Source organism: Alphaproteobacteria bacterium, from assembly GCA_040218575.1.
Classification (GTDB): domain Bacteria; phylum Pseudomonadota; class Alphaproteobacteria; order JAVJRE01; family JAVJRE01; genus JAVJRE01.
Genome location: JAVJRE010000006.1, coordinates 352,274 through 368,499 on the forward strand (window position 1 = coordinate 352,274; position 16,226 = coordinate 368,499).

The window sequence follows — 16,226 nt, forward strand, 5'->3', positions numbered from 1 at the left end:
TTCGCTCCAACAGGAGGACAAGGCCATGGCGGGACTGAACATACTGGAAGACCGGCAACTGGCGCGCAGCGCCGCCTATGTGAAGGGCGCGTGGATTGCGGCCGATGACAAGGCGACGCTGGAGGTGATCAACCCGGCGACGGGCGAAACGCTGACCGCCGTGCCGGACATGGGCGCGGTCGAGACGCGGCGGGCCATCGAAGCCGCGGACGCCGCCTGGCCGGCGTGGCGCAGCAAGACAGCGAAAGAGCGGGCGGCGGTGCTGCGCCGCTGGTACGACCTGATCATGGCCCATGCGGACGATCTGGCGCGGCTGATGACCCTGGAGCAGGGCAAGCCATTGGCCGAGGCGCGCGGCGAAGTGGTGTATGGCGCCAGCTTCGTCGAATGGTTCGCCGAGGAAGGCAAACGCATCTATGGCGAGACGGTGCCCAGCCACAAGGCCGATGCGCGTATCCTGGTGCTGCGTCAGCCGGTCGGTGTGGTCGGCGCAGTCACACCGTGGAACTTCCCGCTGGCCATGATCACCCGCAAGGTCGCGCCGGCCCTGGCCGCCGGCTGCCCGGTGGTGGTGAAGCCGGCGGCGGCGACGCCGCTGTCGGCACTGGCGCTGGCGGTTCTGGCGGAGCGGGCAGAGCTGCCGGCCGGTGTATTCAATGTAGTGACCGGCGACGCCAGGGCCATTGGCGGCGAACTGACGTCGAACAGTCTGGTGCGCAAAATCACCTTCACCGGGTCCACAGAAGTGGGCAAGGTGCTGATGCGGCAGTCGGCCGACACGGTGAAGAAGATATCGCTGGAGCTTGGCGGCAACGCACCGTTCATCGTGTTTGACGATGCGGACCTGGATGCGGCGGTGGCCGGCGCCATGGCCTCGAAGTATCGCAATGCCGGCCAGACCTGCGTCTGCGCCAACCGAATCTTCGTGCAGGACGGTGTCCACGATGCCTTTGTCGAACGTCTGAGCCAGGCCGTCCGGGCCATGACGGTCGGCGATGGCCTCGAGGATGGCGTGACGCTGGGCCCGTTGATCAACCAGGACGGCGTCGAGAAGGTGGAGGCCCATATCGCCGATGCACTGGCCAGGGGTGGCGAGATCAGGACCGGCGGTAAGCGCCACGCGCGGGGCGGCACCTTCTTTCAGCCGACGGTGCTGACCGGTCTGACCCGGGACATGCAGGCCTTCCGCGAGGAAACCTTCGGGCCGCTGGCGGCGATTGCCCGCTTCCGCGACGAGGACGAGGTGATCCGCCTGGCCAACGACACGCCCTTCGGCCTGTGCGCCTATTTCTATGCGCGCGATCTGGGCCGCGTCTGGCGTGTGACGGAGGCGCTGGAGTACGGCATCGTTGGCGTCAATGAGGGCATCATCTCGACCGAGGTAGCGCCGTTCGGCGGGGTCAAGGAGTCCGGCCTGGGCCGCGAAGGATCACGCCATGGCATCGAAGAGTTCACCGAGATGAAATATGTCCTGATGGGCGGCGTCTGACCGATGACGAGGCGCCCGGCCACCTACCGCCAGTTCTGGCCATATTATCTGGCCGAGCACAGCCGTCCGGCCACGCGTCATCTGCACATTGCCGGCACCAGCCTGGCCGTGGTGCTGCTGGCGGCGGCGGTCATTGCCTGGTCCTGGCCGCTGGCGCTGGCCGCCGCCGTCAGCGGCTATGGCCTGGCCTGGATCAGCCATGTGGCGGTGGAGCACAACCGGCCGGCGACGCTGCGCTATCCGCTGTGGTCCCTGGCCAGCGATTTTCGACTGTGCGCCCTGTGGTACGGCGGCCGGCTGGCGGCCACCTACCGCCGGTACGGGCTTGATCCGGCCGGACCGGCCGGGCCGGATAAACCGGACGGGCCACGGCCATGAACGAGATGATGACCACTCAGGAAGTGGCGGATTATCTGCGGGTGCGGCAGCGCAAGATTTATGAGCTGGTGCGGTTGCGCCGTATTCCGTGTTCCAGGATCACCGGCAAGTGGCTGTTCCCCAAGGCCATGATCGACCTGTGGGTGCTGCAGAACGCGGAGACCCTGGCGGATGCCATGCCGGTCCGACCGCCGCCGCTGATCCTGGGCGGCAGCCATGATCCGTTGCTGGAGTGGGCGGTGCATCAGTCTGACTGCGGTCTGGCGCAGCTCGCCTGCGGTAGTCTGGAGGGCCTGGCCCGGCTGGCCCGCGGCGACGTCATGGCCGCCGGTTGTCATGTCTATGAGGCGGAGACGAAAACCTTCAATCAGGCCACCGCACAACGACTGCTGGTGGGCCACGGCATGGTGCTGATCACCTGGGCGTGGCGGCGCCAGGGGTTGATCGTGGCGGCGGGCAACCCGCTGGGTCTGTCATCGCTCGCCGACCTGGCGCCGACGGACGGACCCCGGCCGCGACTGGTGACCCGCCAGGCGGCGGCGGGCAGCACGATCCTGCTGCGCCATCTGGCGGAGGTCGCCGGCATTGATGGGGACAGTCTGAACAGTGGCGCGGTGCCGGCCCGCACCCACAGTGACATGGCGGCGGCAATTCTGCGTGGTGAGGCCGATGCGGGTCTGGGGGTCGAGGCGGCGGCGGCGCCTTTTGGTCTGGATTTCGTGCCGCTGTTTCGCGAACGTTTTGACCTGGCCATGCGGCGGCGCGATTATTTCGCCGATCCCGTGCAGCGGCTTCTGGCCTTTGCCGGCGGCCCGCAGTTTGACGGCCATGCCGCCGGCCTCCATGGCTATGACACCGGCGAGCTGGGGCGCGTGGTGTGGAACGACCGCTAGCGCCCGTCTCGCTCAGCGGGCAGCGTTGGGGAAGAACAGCGGCTGGCCGGCGACGCGGAAATCGGCAATGGCCTGCTGACCGCGCGGCGACACCAGCCAGTCGATGAAGGTCTGGCCGTCCGCCGCCTTGGTGTGAGGGAAACGCGCCGGGTTGACCAGAATAACGCCGTAGGGATTGAACAGGCGCGGATCGCCTTCCGCCAGCAGCACCAGGTCGCGCTTGTTGCTGAACGACAGCCAGGTGCCGCGGTCGGTCAGGACATAGGCGTTCATCTCTGCGGCGGAGTTGAGGGTAGGCCCCATGCCGGAGCCTAGCTGGCGGTACCAGGCGTCGGTGTGGCCCTCTATGGGGATGCCCGCCGCCTGCCACAACTCCAGCTCTTTCTTGTGGGTGCCGCTGTCGTCCCCGCGTGAGGCGAACGGCGCCCCGCTGCGGGCGATTCTCTGCAACGCCGCGGCGGCGTCGGTGAGCCCGGCGATACCCGCCGGATCGGACTTCGGGCCAACCACCACGAAGTCGTTGAACATCACATCGAAGCGCGCCACGCCCAGCCCGTCGGCGACAAACTGTTCTTCCGATGGCCGGTGATGGACAAACAGCACATCGGCGTCGCCATTGCCGGCCAGCTTGATGGCCTGGCCGGTGCCAACCGCGACGACCCGCACGGCGATTCCCGTGTCGGCGGTGAACAGCGGCAGGATAAAGCCGAAGAGGCCCGAATTCTCCGTCGAGGTGGTGGACGAGACCGTGATGTAGCGCTCGCCGGTTTCCTGGGCGAAGGCGGTGGTCAGGCCGGCGGCAGTGACTGCAGCACTGGCCATAACCAGCGCCAGGGCGAAGACGACGAGCGGCCGCATGAGGCAGGTCTGAAGGCGCAATCGGGATAGCAGGTGTGCGGCTGGACGCATGGCGGCCTTTCACGGACGGGGCGCTGGCGGGATGCCCGCCGCGGCGGCCTTGCAACCCACACTTTGATTGGCGCTCATATGCCTGTCCTGCCCGCATTTGGCAATTTCTGGTAGAAATCAGACAGTGAAAACGCAAATCTGGTGTGGCTTGTCAGGGAGGCGGGCCGGGCCTACCGGTTGCAAGTGACGCGGTGGCTGCGGACACTGCGCTCCGCCGGTCCTGCCGCCGGCCTCCATCCAAAGGGAATCCGCCATGCCGGAAGGAAGTCCGAACCTGGTACGCACCTCGACCCACTGGGGCATCTATGAGGCCGAAGTGTCGGCCGGCCGGCTGGTGGCCATGCGCCCGTATGCGGATGACCCCGACCCGGCGCCGTTCGGCAACTCCATGCCCGATGCGGTGGTCCACCCCGTACGCATAGCCGAGCCCGCGGTGCGCAAGAGTTGGCTGGAAGAGGGCCCGGGCGCCCACCCCGAACGGCGCGGCGTCGAGCCCTTTGTCGCGGTGAGCTGGGACAAGGCCATCAGCCTGCTTGGCCAGGAGCTGGAGCGCGTACGCAAGGCGCACGGCAATGAGGCGATCTTTGCCGGCTCTTACGGCTGGGCGTCGGCCGGGCGTTTTCATCACGCCCAAAGTCAGATCCATCGTTTCCTCAATATGTTCGGCGGCTACACCGCTTCGCGCGACAGTTATTCCACGGCGGCGGCCAGCGTGGTCATGCCGCACATCATCGGCATCGGCTTCGGTGAGTTGCTGACCGGCAAGGCGACCGCCTGGCCGGTGATCGCCAGGCATACTGAACTGTTTGTCGCCTTCGGCGGCGTGCCGCTGAAGAACGCCCAGGTCAGCGCCGGCGGCTTTGGCCGGCACACCACCCGTCACTGGCTGGAACAGTGCAAGGCCGGCGGCACAACGTTCATTAATGTGGGCCCCGTGCGCGACGACCTGCCGGACTTCGTTGGCGCCGAGTGGCTGCAACCGCGACCCAATACCGACACCGCCCTGATGCTGGGCCTGGCCCACAGCCTGGTGGAAGAGGGGCTGCATGACCGGACCTTCCTGGAGCGCTGCACCACCGGCTATGACCGGTTCGAGGATTATCTGCTGGGCCGCTCGGACGGTCAGGCGAAGGACGCCGAATGGGCCGCGACCGTCACCGGTATCGCCGCCGCGGACATTCGCACACTGGCCCGGCGCATGGTGGCAAAGCGCACGCTGCTGACCGCGAGCTGGTCGTTGCAGCGCGGCGACCATGGGGAACAGCCCTACTGGATGCTGATTACGCTGGCCGCCATGCTCGGTCAGATCGGCCTGCCCGGCGGCGGATTCGGCTTCGGCTATGGGGCGGTCAATAGCATCGGCAATCCGATCCGCCGGTTAAACGGCGCCCGCTTTCCCCAGGGCGAGAACCCGGTCAAGACCTTCATTCCGGTGGCCCGCATCACCGACATGCTGACCAATCCCGGCGGCCAGGTGGACTATAACGGCCAGCGCCTGACCTATCCCGACATACACATGGTCTACTGGGCCGGCGGCAACCCGTTCCATCACCATCAGGACCTCAACCGCATGCTGGCGGCATGGCGCAAGCCGGCGACCATCGTCGTGCACGACCCCTACTGGACCAGCATGGCGCGGCACAGTGACATCGTACTGCCGGTGACCACGACGGTGGAGCGCAACGATATCGGCTCGTCGCCGTCAGACGATCATATGGTGGCCATGCACAAGGCCATCGATCCGGTGGGCCAGGCGCGCAGCGACTTCGACATTTTCAGTGATCTGGCCGGGCATTTCGGCTTTCGTGATCGCTTTACCGAAGGCCGCGGCGAGATGGACTGGCTGCGTCACCTCTATGACACGTTTCGCCAGGGCGCAGCGCAGCAGAAGGTAGAGCTGCCGGGCTTTGACCAGTTCTGGGAAGCTGGCCATGTGCGCTATCCGGAAGACCCGACGGCGGCCGGCCTGGTGCTGATGGACTCGTTCCGCGCTGCGCCGGAGGCCAATCCCCTGCCGACGCCATCCGGCCGCATCGAGATCTTCTCCGAGCGGGTGGCCGGGTTCGGCTATGACGATTGTCCCGGCCACCCGGTGTGGCTGGAGCCGATCGAGTGGCTCGGCGACGCCAAGGCGGCGAAGTTCCCCTTTCACATGACCAGCAACCAGCCGCGCAGCCGGCTGCACAGTCAGCTCGACCATGGCAGCCACAGTCGCTCGCAGAAGGTGGCGGGGCGCGAAGCGGTATTGATCCATCCCGACGACGCCGCGCCGCGCGGCATTCAGGACGGTGATGTGGTGCGCCTGTTCAATGATCGTGGCGCCTGCCTGGCCGGTGCGGTGGTGACGGACGGGGTGCAGCGCCATGTGCTGCAATTGTCCACCGGCGCCTGGTACGACGCGGCGGAGCCGGGAAAGATCGGCAGCCTGGAGGTGCAGGGCAATCCCAATGTACTGACACCGGACAAGGGCACCTCGCGCCTGGCCCAGGGGCCGGCCGCCCATTCCTGCCTGGTGGAGGTGGAACGGCTGGCGGGCGAGGCACCGCCGGTGCGGGTGATGACGCCGCCGCAGGTAGTGCGCGGCGGGTCTTCAGGCCCTTGAAATCCGCCGATTGAAGGCCATATGCGGTATGCAGGCGGCGCCTATGGCAGGGCCGCCGGGACTCTGGCGTATGCCTTGTGGCGTCGCCGGATGTGCCCATCTGGACTCGCTCGTTGGAGGAGCCCGTGACCAGAATGACCATGATGTCGAGCCCACTGCTGCTGGGCTTTGATCAGTTCGAGCAACTGCTCGACCAGGCGACGAAGTCTTCGTCCGACGGCTACCCGCCCTACAATGTGGAGAAGCGGGGAGCGGATCGTTTGCGTATTACGCTGGCGGTGGCCGGCTTTGCCGAAGACGATCTCGACGTGACGGTGGAAGACCGCCATCTGGTCATCCGCGGCCGGCGGCCGGATGATTCCCCAGGCGGCAGTGATGCGGGCGTGGAGTATCTCCATCGCGGCATCGCCAGCCGCCAGTTCCAGCGGGTCTTCGTGCTGGCCGACGGCATGGAGGTCGGTGCGGCGTCCCTCCATAACGGACTGCTGCATATCGAGGTGGCGCGGCCGCAGTCGGCTGCCCAGTCGCGGCGCATCGCCATCGGCGCGTCCGCAGGTCGCTAAGGGAGATAATTATGCAGAAAAGCGAAACTTCCGGTCTGCGGACGATCTCGCCGCAGGATCTGGCGATGCTGGGGATGCAGCGCGTCGCCTATGTGCGCGCTACCCTGATCGAGGACAAGCTGGCATGGGTGTTGTGTGCCGCTGACGGCAGGGAGATGGCCGCTTTCGCTGATCGTGATGTGGCGCAGGCCGCCGCCCGGCAGAATGATCTGGAACCGCTTAGCCTGCACTGAGCGCAGGGCGGGCTAAGGCGCCGGCCCGTGGCGTCGCCCGATCGCGTCGCCTGTTGCGCCCCTCAGGCGGCCTGGGATTCTGTTTTTTCGTTGAGCACCGCGAACAGCGCGTCGTCATCGTCGGTGGCGCGCAACTTCTCGCACATGGCCTGATCCCGCAACAGGCGCGAGATGCGGGCGAGAGCCTTCAGGTGATCGGCCCCGGCGCCTTCGGGCGCCAGCAGCAGAAAAATCAGGTCCACCGGCCGGTCGTCAATAGCCTCAAAATCAATCGGTCGTTCCAGCCGTGCGAAGATGCCGTACAGCCGGTCGAGCCCCGGCAGCTTGCCATGGGGTATGGCGATGCCGTTGCCGACGCCGGTACTGCCCAGCCTTTCGCGTTCCAGCAGGACATCGAAGATCTGTCGGGAGTCCACCGCCGTGACATCGGCGGCCAGACGCGCCAGATCCTGCAGCGCCTGCTTTTTGCTGGTGGCGCGCAGACTGGCACGGACCGCTGCTGGCGTCAGAAGATCGGCAATGTCCATCAGGGCTGACCTTCGCTGATTGCGGCGGCGGGCGGTGACTGCCCGTCGCTGGCAGACTCACACATCAACACTCTGCGTCCTGAACACGTTGCCCGACGGCCCCGGGCCGGGGCAAGCAGCCCACCAATAACGCCGGCACGATCCTGGCCGGCGGATGTCAGGTCTGTCGGTGGGCGAAGGCCGGGACCATAGAAAGGGCCCGAAGGCGAGTCAAGTGCGACGACGGCCTGCCTCTTTGTCCATAAGTCTTTATAATATAGACGTTTTTTCCCGCCGGCGCTGGTGCGAGGGCGGGATTCTCATGGCTTCGCGATATTTCGCCACCGTTCGCCGGGCAATGGCCACCCCGTCGGCCCGCAGGCGGCAGACCAGTTGGTCATCGGACAACACGCTCCGGCAATCCTCGGCTTCGATCAACTGGCGGATGCGGTGGCGGATGCTCTCCGCCGACAGGCAGCGCTCGCCGCCCACCGCGCTGATGGCGGCAGAAAAGAAGTATTTGAGCTCGAGCGTGCCGCGCGGCGTCGCCATGTACTTGTTGGCGGTGACGCGACTGACCGTGCTTTCGTGCATATCGACCGCTTCGGCCACCTCGCGCAGGGTCAGCGGTACAAGATGGTCCACACCGCGGATGAAGAAGTCATGCTGCCGCCGGACGATCTCTGACGCCACCTTGAGGATGGTGCGGGCGCGCTGATCCAGGGCCCTGACCAGCCAGTTGGCCGCCTGCAATTGTTCGTTCAGATAGTCGCGGTCGCGGGAGCTGAGATGGCCACCGCGCAGGCGCACCACATACTGCCGGTCTACCAGGACACGGGGCAGGGTGGCCTGGTTGAGTTCCACCACCCAGCTTTCTTCTTCCTCGGCGGTGTCGCGCACCACCGGCACGGCAAACGGATCATCATCCACCACCCGCCCGGGCCGGGCGCGGCGCATCAGGACGTCCGGCACGACCGTGACCGGTTGCACGGGATCGAACGCTGTCGCCGGTTTGGGATCGAGTGTGCGCAGCTCGGCCACCATACGGGCCAGCTCTGCGGCGCGGACGCCGACCTTGCGGGCCAGGGTGGTCAGGTCACGGCGCGCCAGAAGGTCGAGACTGTCCAGCAGCCGGCCCATGGCCTGGTCGAGCCGCCCGCGATCTTTCAGTTGCAGGGCAAGGCATTCGGCGATGGAGCGGGCGAAGATGCCGGGCGGATCGAACTGTTGCAGGCGGCTGATGACGCCTTCCATGCGGTCAGCCTCCACCCCAAGGCGCGACGCCAGAGCCGCCGTGTCAGCCGGCAGATAGCCGGCATCGTCGAGCTGGGCGATCAGTTGCAGGGCGAGCGCGCGGTCGGCTGGCTGGCGTATGTCAATGCCGACCTGGCGGACCAGGTGGTCGCGCAGGCTGAGCGCATCATCGGCCACCCGGTCGAGAGTGCCGCGCCGCGAGGCGCCATCATCCCGATGGGCACCGGCCGGTGCGTCCTCGTCCCACAGTTGCCCGTCACCGGACAGGGCGCCGTCATCGTTGGGCGGGGAATCGTCACTATGACCGTCGTCAGCCTCGCCACCCGGCGCGGCCTCTACCGTCACATCCAGCAGCGGGTTCTGTTCCGCCTGGGCCAGGACATAGTCGGCGATGTCAAGATTCGACAGTTGCAGCAGGCGGATAGCCTGTTGCAATTGCGGCGTCATGACCAGCGCCGTTCCTTGTCGCAGGTCAATTTTGGGTCCGAGCGCCATTACCCGGATGTTTACAGGCTGAACCTTTCTCCGAGGTAAACGCGGCGCACGCCTTCATGCGCCACGATCTCGTCAGGCGGGCCCTCCATCAGGACCTGGCCGTCATGAAGAATATAAGCCCGATCAACGATGCCCAGTGCCTCGCGGACGTTGTGGTCGGTGATCAGCACGCCCAGACCACGGTCCTTCAGATGGGCGATGAGGTCGCGAATATCGCCCAGGGCAATAGGGTCAATACCAGCCAGGGGTTCGTCCAGCAGCATGAATTGCGGGCGTGAACAGAGCGCGCGGGCGATTTCCACCCGCCGGCGCTCGCCGCCGGACAGGGCCAGCGCCGGTGTCCGGCGCAGGTGGGAAATGGAAAACTCCGCCAGCAGCTCGTCCAGAAGGACTTCGCGCCGGTCCGCATCCTTTTCGGTGACCTCGGCGATGCCGCGCAGATTCTGTTCCACGGTCAGGCCGCGGAATATCGACGGCTCCTGCGGCAGATAGCCGATGCCGAGGCGGGCGCGGCGATACATGGGCAGAGAGGTGATGTCACGGCCGTCGAGACGGATCACCCCGTAGTTCGGCGCGATGAGGCCGGTGATGATGTAAAAGCAGGTGGTTTTGCCGGCGCCGTTGGGACCAAGCAGGCCGACCGCCTCGCCCCTCTGGACGGCGATGGAGACATTGCGCAGCACCGGTCGGCCGCCATAGGACTTGCCAAGGTTTTCCGCTTCCAGCCCGCGGTTTTCCGCCACCACGCGCGGCCCGGCCCCTGGTTGCGCCAGCGCGCCGGAACCATCGGATGGCGCGCTGCGCAAGGCCATGGTCAGTCGCCGCCTTCGGTGAGGAACAGGCCCTGTACGCGACGGCCCGCGGCGTTGGTTCCCGGCGGCGCGGCAAACAGCCGGCTGACCCCGGTATTGAGGTCCACCACAGCATATTCGCCGTTGAGCTGGTTCTGCCCGCGGGTCAGGCGCACAGAACCGATCACGGTGGCCAGTCCGGTATCCACGTCATAGACCCCTTCATTGCCGCGCACGATGTCCTGCGGCGTACGGATCTCTACATGACCGACTGCTTCCAGCCGGTTAACCCTGTTATCGCCGGCCTCGGTGAAGAAGGCCACCAGAATATCCGCCTCCAACCGCTCCTGGCCGCGAATGGCCACTGCATCGCCGCGGGCAATGGCGATCCGCTGGCCGTCCAGATACTCCAGGCTGTCGCGGGCGGTGATGTCCTCGTTCTGGGTGGTCAGGCGCAGGTTCTGGCCGGTCATCAGCAGCCGTCCCTCATCCACGTCATAAACCGCCGTATCGCCCCAGGCGGTTTCGGTCGGCGTGCGGATGACCACATTGCCTTGTGCCTCAACCCGCCAGATACGGCTGCCGGTGGCCGGGGCGGCGGCGCTATCCTGGGTGTCGGCTTGGATACCGGCCTGTGCGCCGGTGGTCCCCTCGTCGCCGGCCTCGCGGTAGTGGGCGCGCAGCACGTCGCCTTCGACCAGCACATCGCCCTGGCGTGCCGTAGCCTGGCCGCGGGCGATATAGAGGCGCGCATCGCGCTGCCACTCGATACCGTCGGCGGCGGCAATGTCGATGGGCTGGCCGCCGTCGAGATTGCCCAGAAGCTGGGCATCAACGGACGGGGTCGCAAAGCCCAGCAGGGCCGCCGCCGCCGCCAGGGCGATGGCCCGGCGCAAGGGCGCGCGGCGCAGGGGGCGCAGGCCGGCGCGGCCGGGCGCGTAGTTTGGGGTGCGGTTAGGGGTGGCGGTCATGGCGCTGCCTGCAACAGGGTGAGGGTCGCCGCTCCGGTGAAATGGATGCCGCCGCCGAAATCGTCCATGCGAAAGCCCTGAGCATGGAGGACGCCGGCCGGGCCGTGGGCGACAACCGGTGCGTCGCCGCTGGCGGTTCCGGCGGCCAGATCGATGCGGGCGGCCTCGGTCTTCATCTCATAGCCCTGATCATGAAACAGCGTGACATTGCCGGCGAGATCAAGCTGTTCGGTGTTTTCCCGGTAGACGCCACTGTCGGCCAGGATAGCCAGCCAGGCGCCGTCTTCCAGAGTGATGTCCGCCGCCGGCCGCTCCAGCATGACCAGGGTCTCGCTGGTCTCGGGTTGCTGCACCGCCGACGCGGCGGTGACCACGAACGGCCGCCTCTTCGCATCGCGCCCGAGATAGCGGGCATTGGCCATGCGCGGCTCTTCGAACAGCGCGCCGATAGCGTCCGTCGCGCCGACACGAAAGCGCTCGACACTGGGCTGGATACCGGGCCAGGCGATGATCAGAGCGAGCAGGCCCAGCGCCGCCAGGGGCAGAGCGATGCGCAGCAGGGTGACCCACCGGCTGTAGGCGGAGACGAAGCGGGCGCGCCGCCCGCGCCGACCGCCGGGAGACAGGGGTTCAGTATCGGTCAGGGTGTGATCACGGGCCATGGCGGTGTGGGTCAAAGGATGCCGGCCCTCAGGCAATCGTGCATGTGGAGAATCCCGACAGGCACATCTTCCTCGACGACGAAGGCAACGAAACAAGGGCGCTCGTTCATTGCCTTGAGCGCCGCCACCGCCAGATCAAGGGGCGTCAGGTTGAGCGGTTCGCGGGTCATCACTTCATCCACCGGACGGGCCAGCAGGCCGGCGTCCATGTGCCGTCTGAGATCGCCATCGGTAATGATCCCGGCGAGGCGTCCGTCGGCCATCACGCCGACGCAGCCGAACGCTTTCTCGGCCATGATCAGGATGGCCGCGCCCATGGTGGTGCCGCTGGCCACCAGGGGCAGAGAATCGCCGCGATGCATGATTTGCTCGACCCGCAGCAGGCGGCCTGACAACTGCCCCCTGGGATGGAGGGCCACATAGTCCTCGGCGGTAAAGCCCCGCTGCTCCAGCAGGGCCACCGCCAGGGCGTCGCCCAGCGCCATGGCCAGGGTCGTCGAGGTGGTGGGCGCCATGCCCAGCGGACAGGCCTCTTCGACCGGCGGCAGGACCAGGGCCGCATCGGCCGCCTGGTCCAGGGTACTGCCGGCCTGGCCGGTAATGACAACCAGGGGAATGGCGTGGCGCCGGCTGTGGCCGATGAAGTCCGACAGTTCGGCCGTCTCGCCAGACTGGGACAGGGCCAGCAGGACGTCCTTGCCGGTGATCATGCCGAGATCACCGTGGCTGGCTTCGCTGGGATGGACGAAGTGGGCCGGGGTCCCGGTGGAGGCGAGGGTGGCGGCAATCTTGCGGCCAACATGACCACTCTTGCCCATGCCGGTCACGATGACGCGCCCGCCGCCGTCATGGTCGATGGCGCGGGCGATGATCTGCACGGCACGACTGAAGCCAGGGCCGATGTGGTCGGCCAGCAGGGCCAGGGCCTGACTTTCCTGGGTGAGAACCCGCCGCGCGGTGGCGAGGGCGGCATCATCCGGTGATGAATCATGTGGCCTGGCGGCGGTAACGGCGGAAAGGTGCGTTTTTTTTCTGGGCACCTGGGTCTCCGGTAGGGTCCTGGGCGGCGGTCGGCCCGTCACCGGCAACCTTGCCGTGGCTGTCACTCTGGTTCGACTGCCGCAGGCGGGGCCACGGTTGCGATCTTGCCATGCCTGCCGCCGCGCGCGGCAGTATGCGCGCGGCCGTGCTCATGGTCAACGAATCGCACGGGAATCACGGGGAAAAGCGCCGCATACAGGTCGGGAACGGCGCCGTATAGGGAATGCGGGTGCGAGCTGTCCCGGGGTCATCGCCGCCACCCGCATCGCAGCCCCCGCCGCCGTGGCACCACCCGGGGCGGCGTCACCGGAGGCGGCAGCACGCGGCGCGCCACCGCCGGCCGGCGCTAGTGCGCGAAGATGTCGTGATCGGCCCAGCCGGCGAGGTCAAGGGCGGCGCGGCCTGGCAGGAACTCAAAGCACGCCTCGGCCAGCCCGCTGCGGCCCTCGCGGGCAAGCAGCTTGTCGAGGGCCCCGCGCAGGGCGTGCAGATGCAGAACGTCCTCGGCGGCGTAGCGCAACTGTTCATCGCTGAGCTTGTCGGCGCCCCAGTCGGACGTCTGTTGCTGCTTGGAGATGTCGACTCCCAGCAGATCGCGGCAGAGGTCCTTGAGACCATGACGATCGGTGCTGGTGCGCGACAGACGCGAGGCGATCTTGGTGCAATAGACCGGCCGGCAGGTGACGGCCAGATCGCGGGCGATGACGGCGATGTCGAAGCGAGCGAAATGGAACAGCTTGGTCAGGGTCTCATCGGCGAGCAGCCGTCGCAGGTTCGGCGCGTCATAGGGTCGGTCCTGGCCGGCGGCGAAGCGAACCAGATGGGCCTGGCCGTCGCCGTCCGACAACTGGACCAGGCACAACCGGTCGCGCGCCAGGTTGAGGCCCATGGTCTCGCTGTCCACGGCGATGCTGCCGCGAAACGACAGTCCGTCCGGCAGGTCGCCCTGATGCAGATGAATATGGTCCATGATGCCCTGTGGCCTCGCTTGTGTTGCCGCTTTCGCCGGCCCCTGTCCGTGGCGCAGAAGCCCGCGCCCGTCAGGCCCGCGGAGTGGAACGGCCCCGACACGGTTGGCGCGGCGGGGCGATCAAGCGGCAGGCAGGCGCGGCTGGCCCGGTGTGTCGCAAGGCGCTGGTGCCCAGGAGAAGACTCGAACTTCCACGACCTTGCGGTCACTAGCACCTGAAGCTAGCGCGTCTACCATTCCGCCACCTGGGCCAAGGCTGCAGCGAAGGTTCGATATAATGGGGCCGGGGCCTGAGTCAATGCCGCCGGGGGGTCGGAGCGGCGCCCGCCGCCACCGGCGGGGCCCGTCAATCGGTGAAAGCGGCTATCCTCTGCACGCGGTTTTGACGCATAAACACGAGGTTGGCGAAGCAATGACGGGAGCGGGCGACCATGGCGGCTGAACGGGTGACCATCTTCGGCGCTTCGGGCTTTCTCGGTCGCTATATGGTGCGGCGCCTGGCGGCCGACGGCGCCACCATCATCGCCGCCCAGCGCCATCCTGAGGAAGCCCGGTTCCTGAAAATGGCGGGCGATCCCGGACAGATCGTGCCGATCGCCGCCAGCCTGGCCGACGCCGCGTCGGTCAGCCGCGCCGTCGCCGGAGCCAGCGTGGTGATTAACCTGGTGGGCATTCTGGACGAGTCCGGCGGCCGCCGTTTCAACGCGGTTCACCGCGACGGCGCGCGGCGGATTGCCGAGGCGGCGGCGGCGGCCGGCGCCCGGCGGTTGATCCAGGTCTCTGCCCTGGGTGCGTCGGCGCAATCGCCATCGGCCTATGCCCGCTCCAAGGCAGGCGGTGAGCGCGCGGTGCTGGACGCCTTTCCCAGCGCCACGATTCTGCGGCCGGGGGTGGTGTTCGGCGCCGAGGACAATTTCCTGAACCGCTTTGCCGCCATGGCCCGGTTGAGCCCGGCCTTGCCCTTGATCGGCGGCGGGCACAACCGCATGCAGCCGGTCTTTGTGGGCGATGTGGCAGCGGCCGCGGCGGCGGTGCTGGCCGATCCCCGGACGGCGGGGCGCACCTATGAGCTGGGCGGCCCCGGCGTCTATAGCATGCGGCGCCTGATGGAGCTGGTTCTGAGCTATAGCGGACGCCGCCGCCTGCTGGTGTGGGTGCCGACGCCGCTGGCCAGTGTGCTGGCGGCAGTTCTCGGCCTGCTGCCGCAGCCGCCGCTGACGCGCGATCAGGTGCGTCAGTTGCAGTACGACAATGTAGTGGCCGACGGCGCGCTGAGCCTGGCCGACCTCGGCGTGACGGCAACGCCGCTGGAAACCGTGGCGCCGCAGACCCTGGCGCGATTCCGCCGGGCCGGCGGCCTGGCCGGTGCGGCCGACAGGGCCCGCCCCGCCTGACAAGCCAAGCCCGACAAACAGCTACGTCCGTCCGGCGACTGGCCGTCCGGCGCAACGCTCAGCCGGAGAGGCCGCCGAAGCCGTAGATCCAGATCAGCAGGCCGCCGCCCAGCAGCAGCCGGTAGACGACGAAGGGCGTGAAGCGCGCCCGTTCCAGCCAGCGCAGTAGCAGGGCGATGGCCAGCAGGGCGGCGGCAAAGGCGAAGCTGGCGGCGACCAGCGCGTCGATCTGCAGTCGCACGTCGCCCAGCCGCCACAGGTCTACCGCCGCCAGGACGCCGGCGGCGAAGATGGTGGGGATCGACAGCAGCATGGAGAAGCGGGCGCTCTCCCGCCGCTCCAGCCCCAGCGCGCGGGCCGCCGTCATGGTGATGCCGGCGCGGCTGGTGCCGGGGATCAGCGCCAGCACCTGGGCCAGACCGATGGCCAGGCCCGAACCATAGTCCAGATGCTCAATGCGCCTGACGGTCATGCCGATATTGTCGGCGACGTAGAGCAGAACGGCGAAAATGACGGTCGCCCAGGCAATGATCTCTGCATTGCGCAGTATATCGCCGAGATAGACATGGACGAGGAAGCCGGCGATCACCACCGGCGCGGTGGCGACGGTGATGACCCCGGCCAGCTTTGCACCGGGGTCGCGTCGCCGTTGCATCATGCGCACCAGGCCTACCAGCATCTGCCATATCTCCTGGCGGAAATAGACCAGCACGGCCAGCAGGGTGCCCACATGAAGTGCGATGTCGATCAGCGCGCCCTGATCCTGCACGCCGGTCACCTGCGGCAGCAGAATGAGATGGGCGGAGGAGCTGACCGGTAGAAACTCGGTCAGTCCCTGAACGATGGCGAGCAGAATGATGAACAGCAGCGGCACGAGCGTTCCCCGTGTTTGACCGTGGGCAATGGACCCCGGCACCAGCGATCTTCCGGCGCCCTTATAGCATCGACCGGCCACCCGCGCGCGGGGCGACGCGGCCAGTCAACGCCGGCCGTCCGGCACGGTCCGGGCATGGCATTGGTACGGGCACTGGTATGGGCACTGGCATGGGCGCGGCCATGGGTCGGACATAGGCCC

The 16,226-nt window shown here is 67.3% G+C and carries 16 protein-coding genes and 1 tRNA gene; 7 read left to right on the forward strand and 10 right to left on the reverse strand.

All coding sequences use genetic code 11. The annotated features are described in order from the left end of the window. Positions 1 to 25: 25 nt before the first annotated feature. The 3 genes from RIE31_09290 to RIE31_09300 are packed head-to-tail and all read left to right on the forward strand — an operon-like array spanning position 26 to position 2,760. The gene (locus RIE31_09290; protein ID MEQ8640783.1) at positions 26 to 1,489 is read left to right on the forward strand and encodes an NAD-dependent succinate-semialdehyde dehydrogenase; all 1,464 of its coding nucleotides are present in this window, start codon (positions 26 to 28) and stop codon (positions 1,487 to 1,489) included. A gap of 3 nt (positions 1,490 to 1,492) precedes the next feature. Then, positions 1,493 to 1,867 carry a DUF962 domain-containing protein gene (locus RIE31_09295; protein MEQ8640784.1) on the forward strand — a complete coding sequence of 125 codons (375 nt, stop codon included), beginning with the start codon at positions 1,493 to 1,495 and terminating at the stop codon, positions 1,865 to 1,867. Continuing rightward, positions 1,864 to 2,760: a helix-turn-helix transcriptional regulator gene (locus RIE31_09300; GenBank protein ID MEQ8640785.1), complete on the forward strand. Its 897-nt coding sequence runs from the start codon at positions 1,864 to 1,866 to the stop codon at positions 2,758 to 2,760. Before RIE31_09295 ends, RIE31_09300 begins: the two co-directional genes overlap by 4 nt. Before the next feature lie 12 nt (positions 2,761 to 2,772). On the opposite strand, the gene RIE31_09305 is transcribed toward RIE31_09300, so the two are convergent. After that, positions 2,773 to 3,582, reverse strand: coding sequence for a substrate-binding domain-containing protein (locus RIE31_09305; GenBank protein MEQ8640786.1), 810 nt, complete (start codon positions 3,580 to 3,582; stop codon positions 2,773 to 2,775). A gap of 340 nt (positions 3,583 to 3,922) precedes the next feature. On the opposite strand from RIE31_09305, the gene RIE31_09310 reads away from it, so the two are divergent. From RIE31_09310 to RIE31_09320, 3 genes are all read left to right on the forward strand, one after another. Beyond that, a complete protein-coding gene (locus tag RIE31_09310) occupies positions 3,923 to 6,271 on the forward strand; it encodes a molybdopterin guanine dinucleotide-containing S/N-oxide reductase (protein ID MEQ8640787.1) in 2,349 nt (782 codons plus the stop codon). Positions 6,272 to 6,405: 134 nt separating this feature from the next. Then, on the forward strand, positions 6,406 to 6,834 hold the full coding sequence (locus tag RIE31_09315) for an Hsp20 family protein (protein ID MEQ8640788.1): 429 nt from the start codon (positions 6,406 to 6,408) through the stop codon (positions 6,832 to 6,834). 11 nt (positions 6,835 to 6,845) lie between these two features. Continuing rightward, the gene (locus tag RIE31_09320; GenBank protein MEQ8640789.1) at positions 6,846 to 7,067 is read left to right on the forward strand and encodes a DUF1150 family protein; all 222 of its coding nucleotides are present in this window, start codon (positions 6,846 to 6,848) and stop codon (positions 7,065 to 7,067) included. 62 nt (positions 7,068 to 7,129) lie between these two features. Here RIE31_09320 and ptsN read toward each other — a convergent pair whose 3' ends face one another. The 8 genes from ptsN to RIE31_09360 form a co-directional block, all read right to left on the reverse strand. Next, positions 7,130 to 7,594, reverse strand: a complete 465-nt coding sequence (gene ptsN / locus RIE31_09325) for a PTS IIA-like nitrogen regulatory protein PtsN (GenBank protein ID MEQ8640790.1) — start codon at positions 7,592 to 7,594, stop codon at positions 7,130 to 7,132. Positions 7,595 to 7,843: 249 nt separating this feature from the next. Beyond that, positions 7,844 to 9,322, reverse strand: a complete 1,479-nt coding sequence (locus tag RIE31_09330; protein MEQ8640791.1) for an RNA polymerase sigma-54 factor — start codon at positions 9,320 to 9,322, stop codon at positions 7,844 to 7,846. 11 nt (positions 9,323 to 9,333) lie between these two features. After that, positions 9,334 to 10,134 carry an LPS export ABC transporter ATP-binding protein gene (lptB, locus tag RIE31_09335; GenBank protein ID MEQ8640792.1) on the reverse strand — a complete coding sequence of 267 codons (801 nt, stop codon included), beginning with the start codon at positions 10,132 to 10,134 and terminating at the stop codon, positions 9,334 to 9,336. 2 nt (positions 10,135 to 10,136) lie between these two features. Further along, entirely contained in the window at positions 10,137 to 11,084 is a 948-nt protein-coding gene (locus RIE31_09340) for an LptA/OstA family protein (GenBank protein MEQ8640793.1), read from the reverse strand. After that, on the reverse strand, positions 11,081 to 11,746 hold the full coding sequence (lptC, locus tag RIE31_09345) for an LPS export ABC transporter periplasmic protein LptC (protein ID MEQ8640794.1): 666 nt from the start codon (positions 11,744 to 11,746) through the stop codon (positions 11,081 to 11,083). Before lptC ends, RIE31_09340 begins: the two co-directional genes overlap by 4 nt. Positions 11,747 to 11,757: 11 nt before the next feature. Beyond that, complete coding sequence (locus RIE31_09350) at positions 11,758 to 12,786, reverse strand: KpsF/GutQ family sugar-phosphate isomerase (protein ID MEQ8640795.1); 1,029 nt, start codon at positions 12,784 to 12,786, stop codon at positions 11,758 to 11,760. A 347-nt stretch (positions 12,787 to 13,133) separates the two neighbouring features. After that, the gene (locus RIE31_09355) at positions 13,134 to 13,757 is read right to left on the reverse strand and encodes a ribonuclease D (protein ID MEQ8640796.1); all 624 of its coding nucleotides are present in this window, start codon (positions 13,755 to 13,757) and stop codon (positions 13,134 to 13,136) included. A 165-nt stretch (positions 13,758 to 13,922) separates the two neighbouring features. Further along, positions 13,923 to 14,008, reverse strand: a tRNA-Leu gene (locus RIE31_09360). 180 nt (positions 14,009 to 14,188) lie between these two features. On the opposite strand from RIE31_09360, the gene RIE31_09365 reads away from it, so the two are divergent. After that, positions 14,189 to 15,151, forward strand: coding sequence for a complex I NDUFA9 subunit family protein (locus RIE31_09365; protein ID MEQ8640797.1), 963 nt, complete (start codon positions 14,189 to 14,191; stop codon positions 15,149 to 15,151). A 58-nt stretch (positions 15,152 to 15,209) separates the two neighbouring features. Here RIE31_09365 and RIE31_09370 read toward each other — a convergent pair whose 3' ends face one another. After that, positions 15,210 to 16,025: an undecaprenyl-diphosphate phosphatase gene (locus tag RIE31_09370; protein ID MEQ8640798.1), complete on the reverse strand. Its 816-nt coding sequence runs from the start codon at positions 16,023 to 16,025 to the stop codon at positions 15,210 to 15,212. Positions 16,026 to 16,226 lie beyond the last annotated feature (201 nt).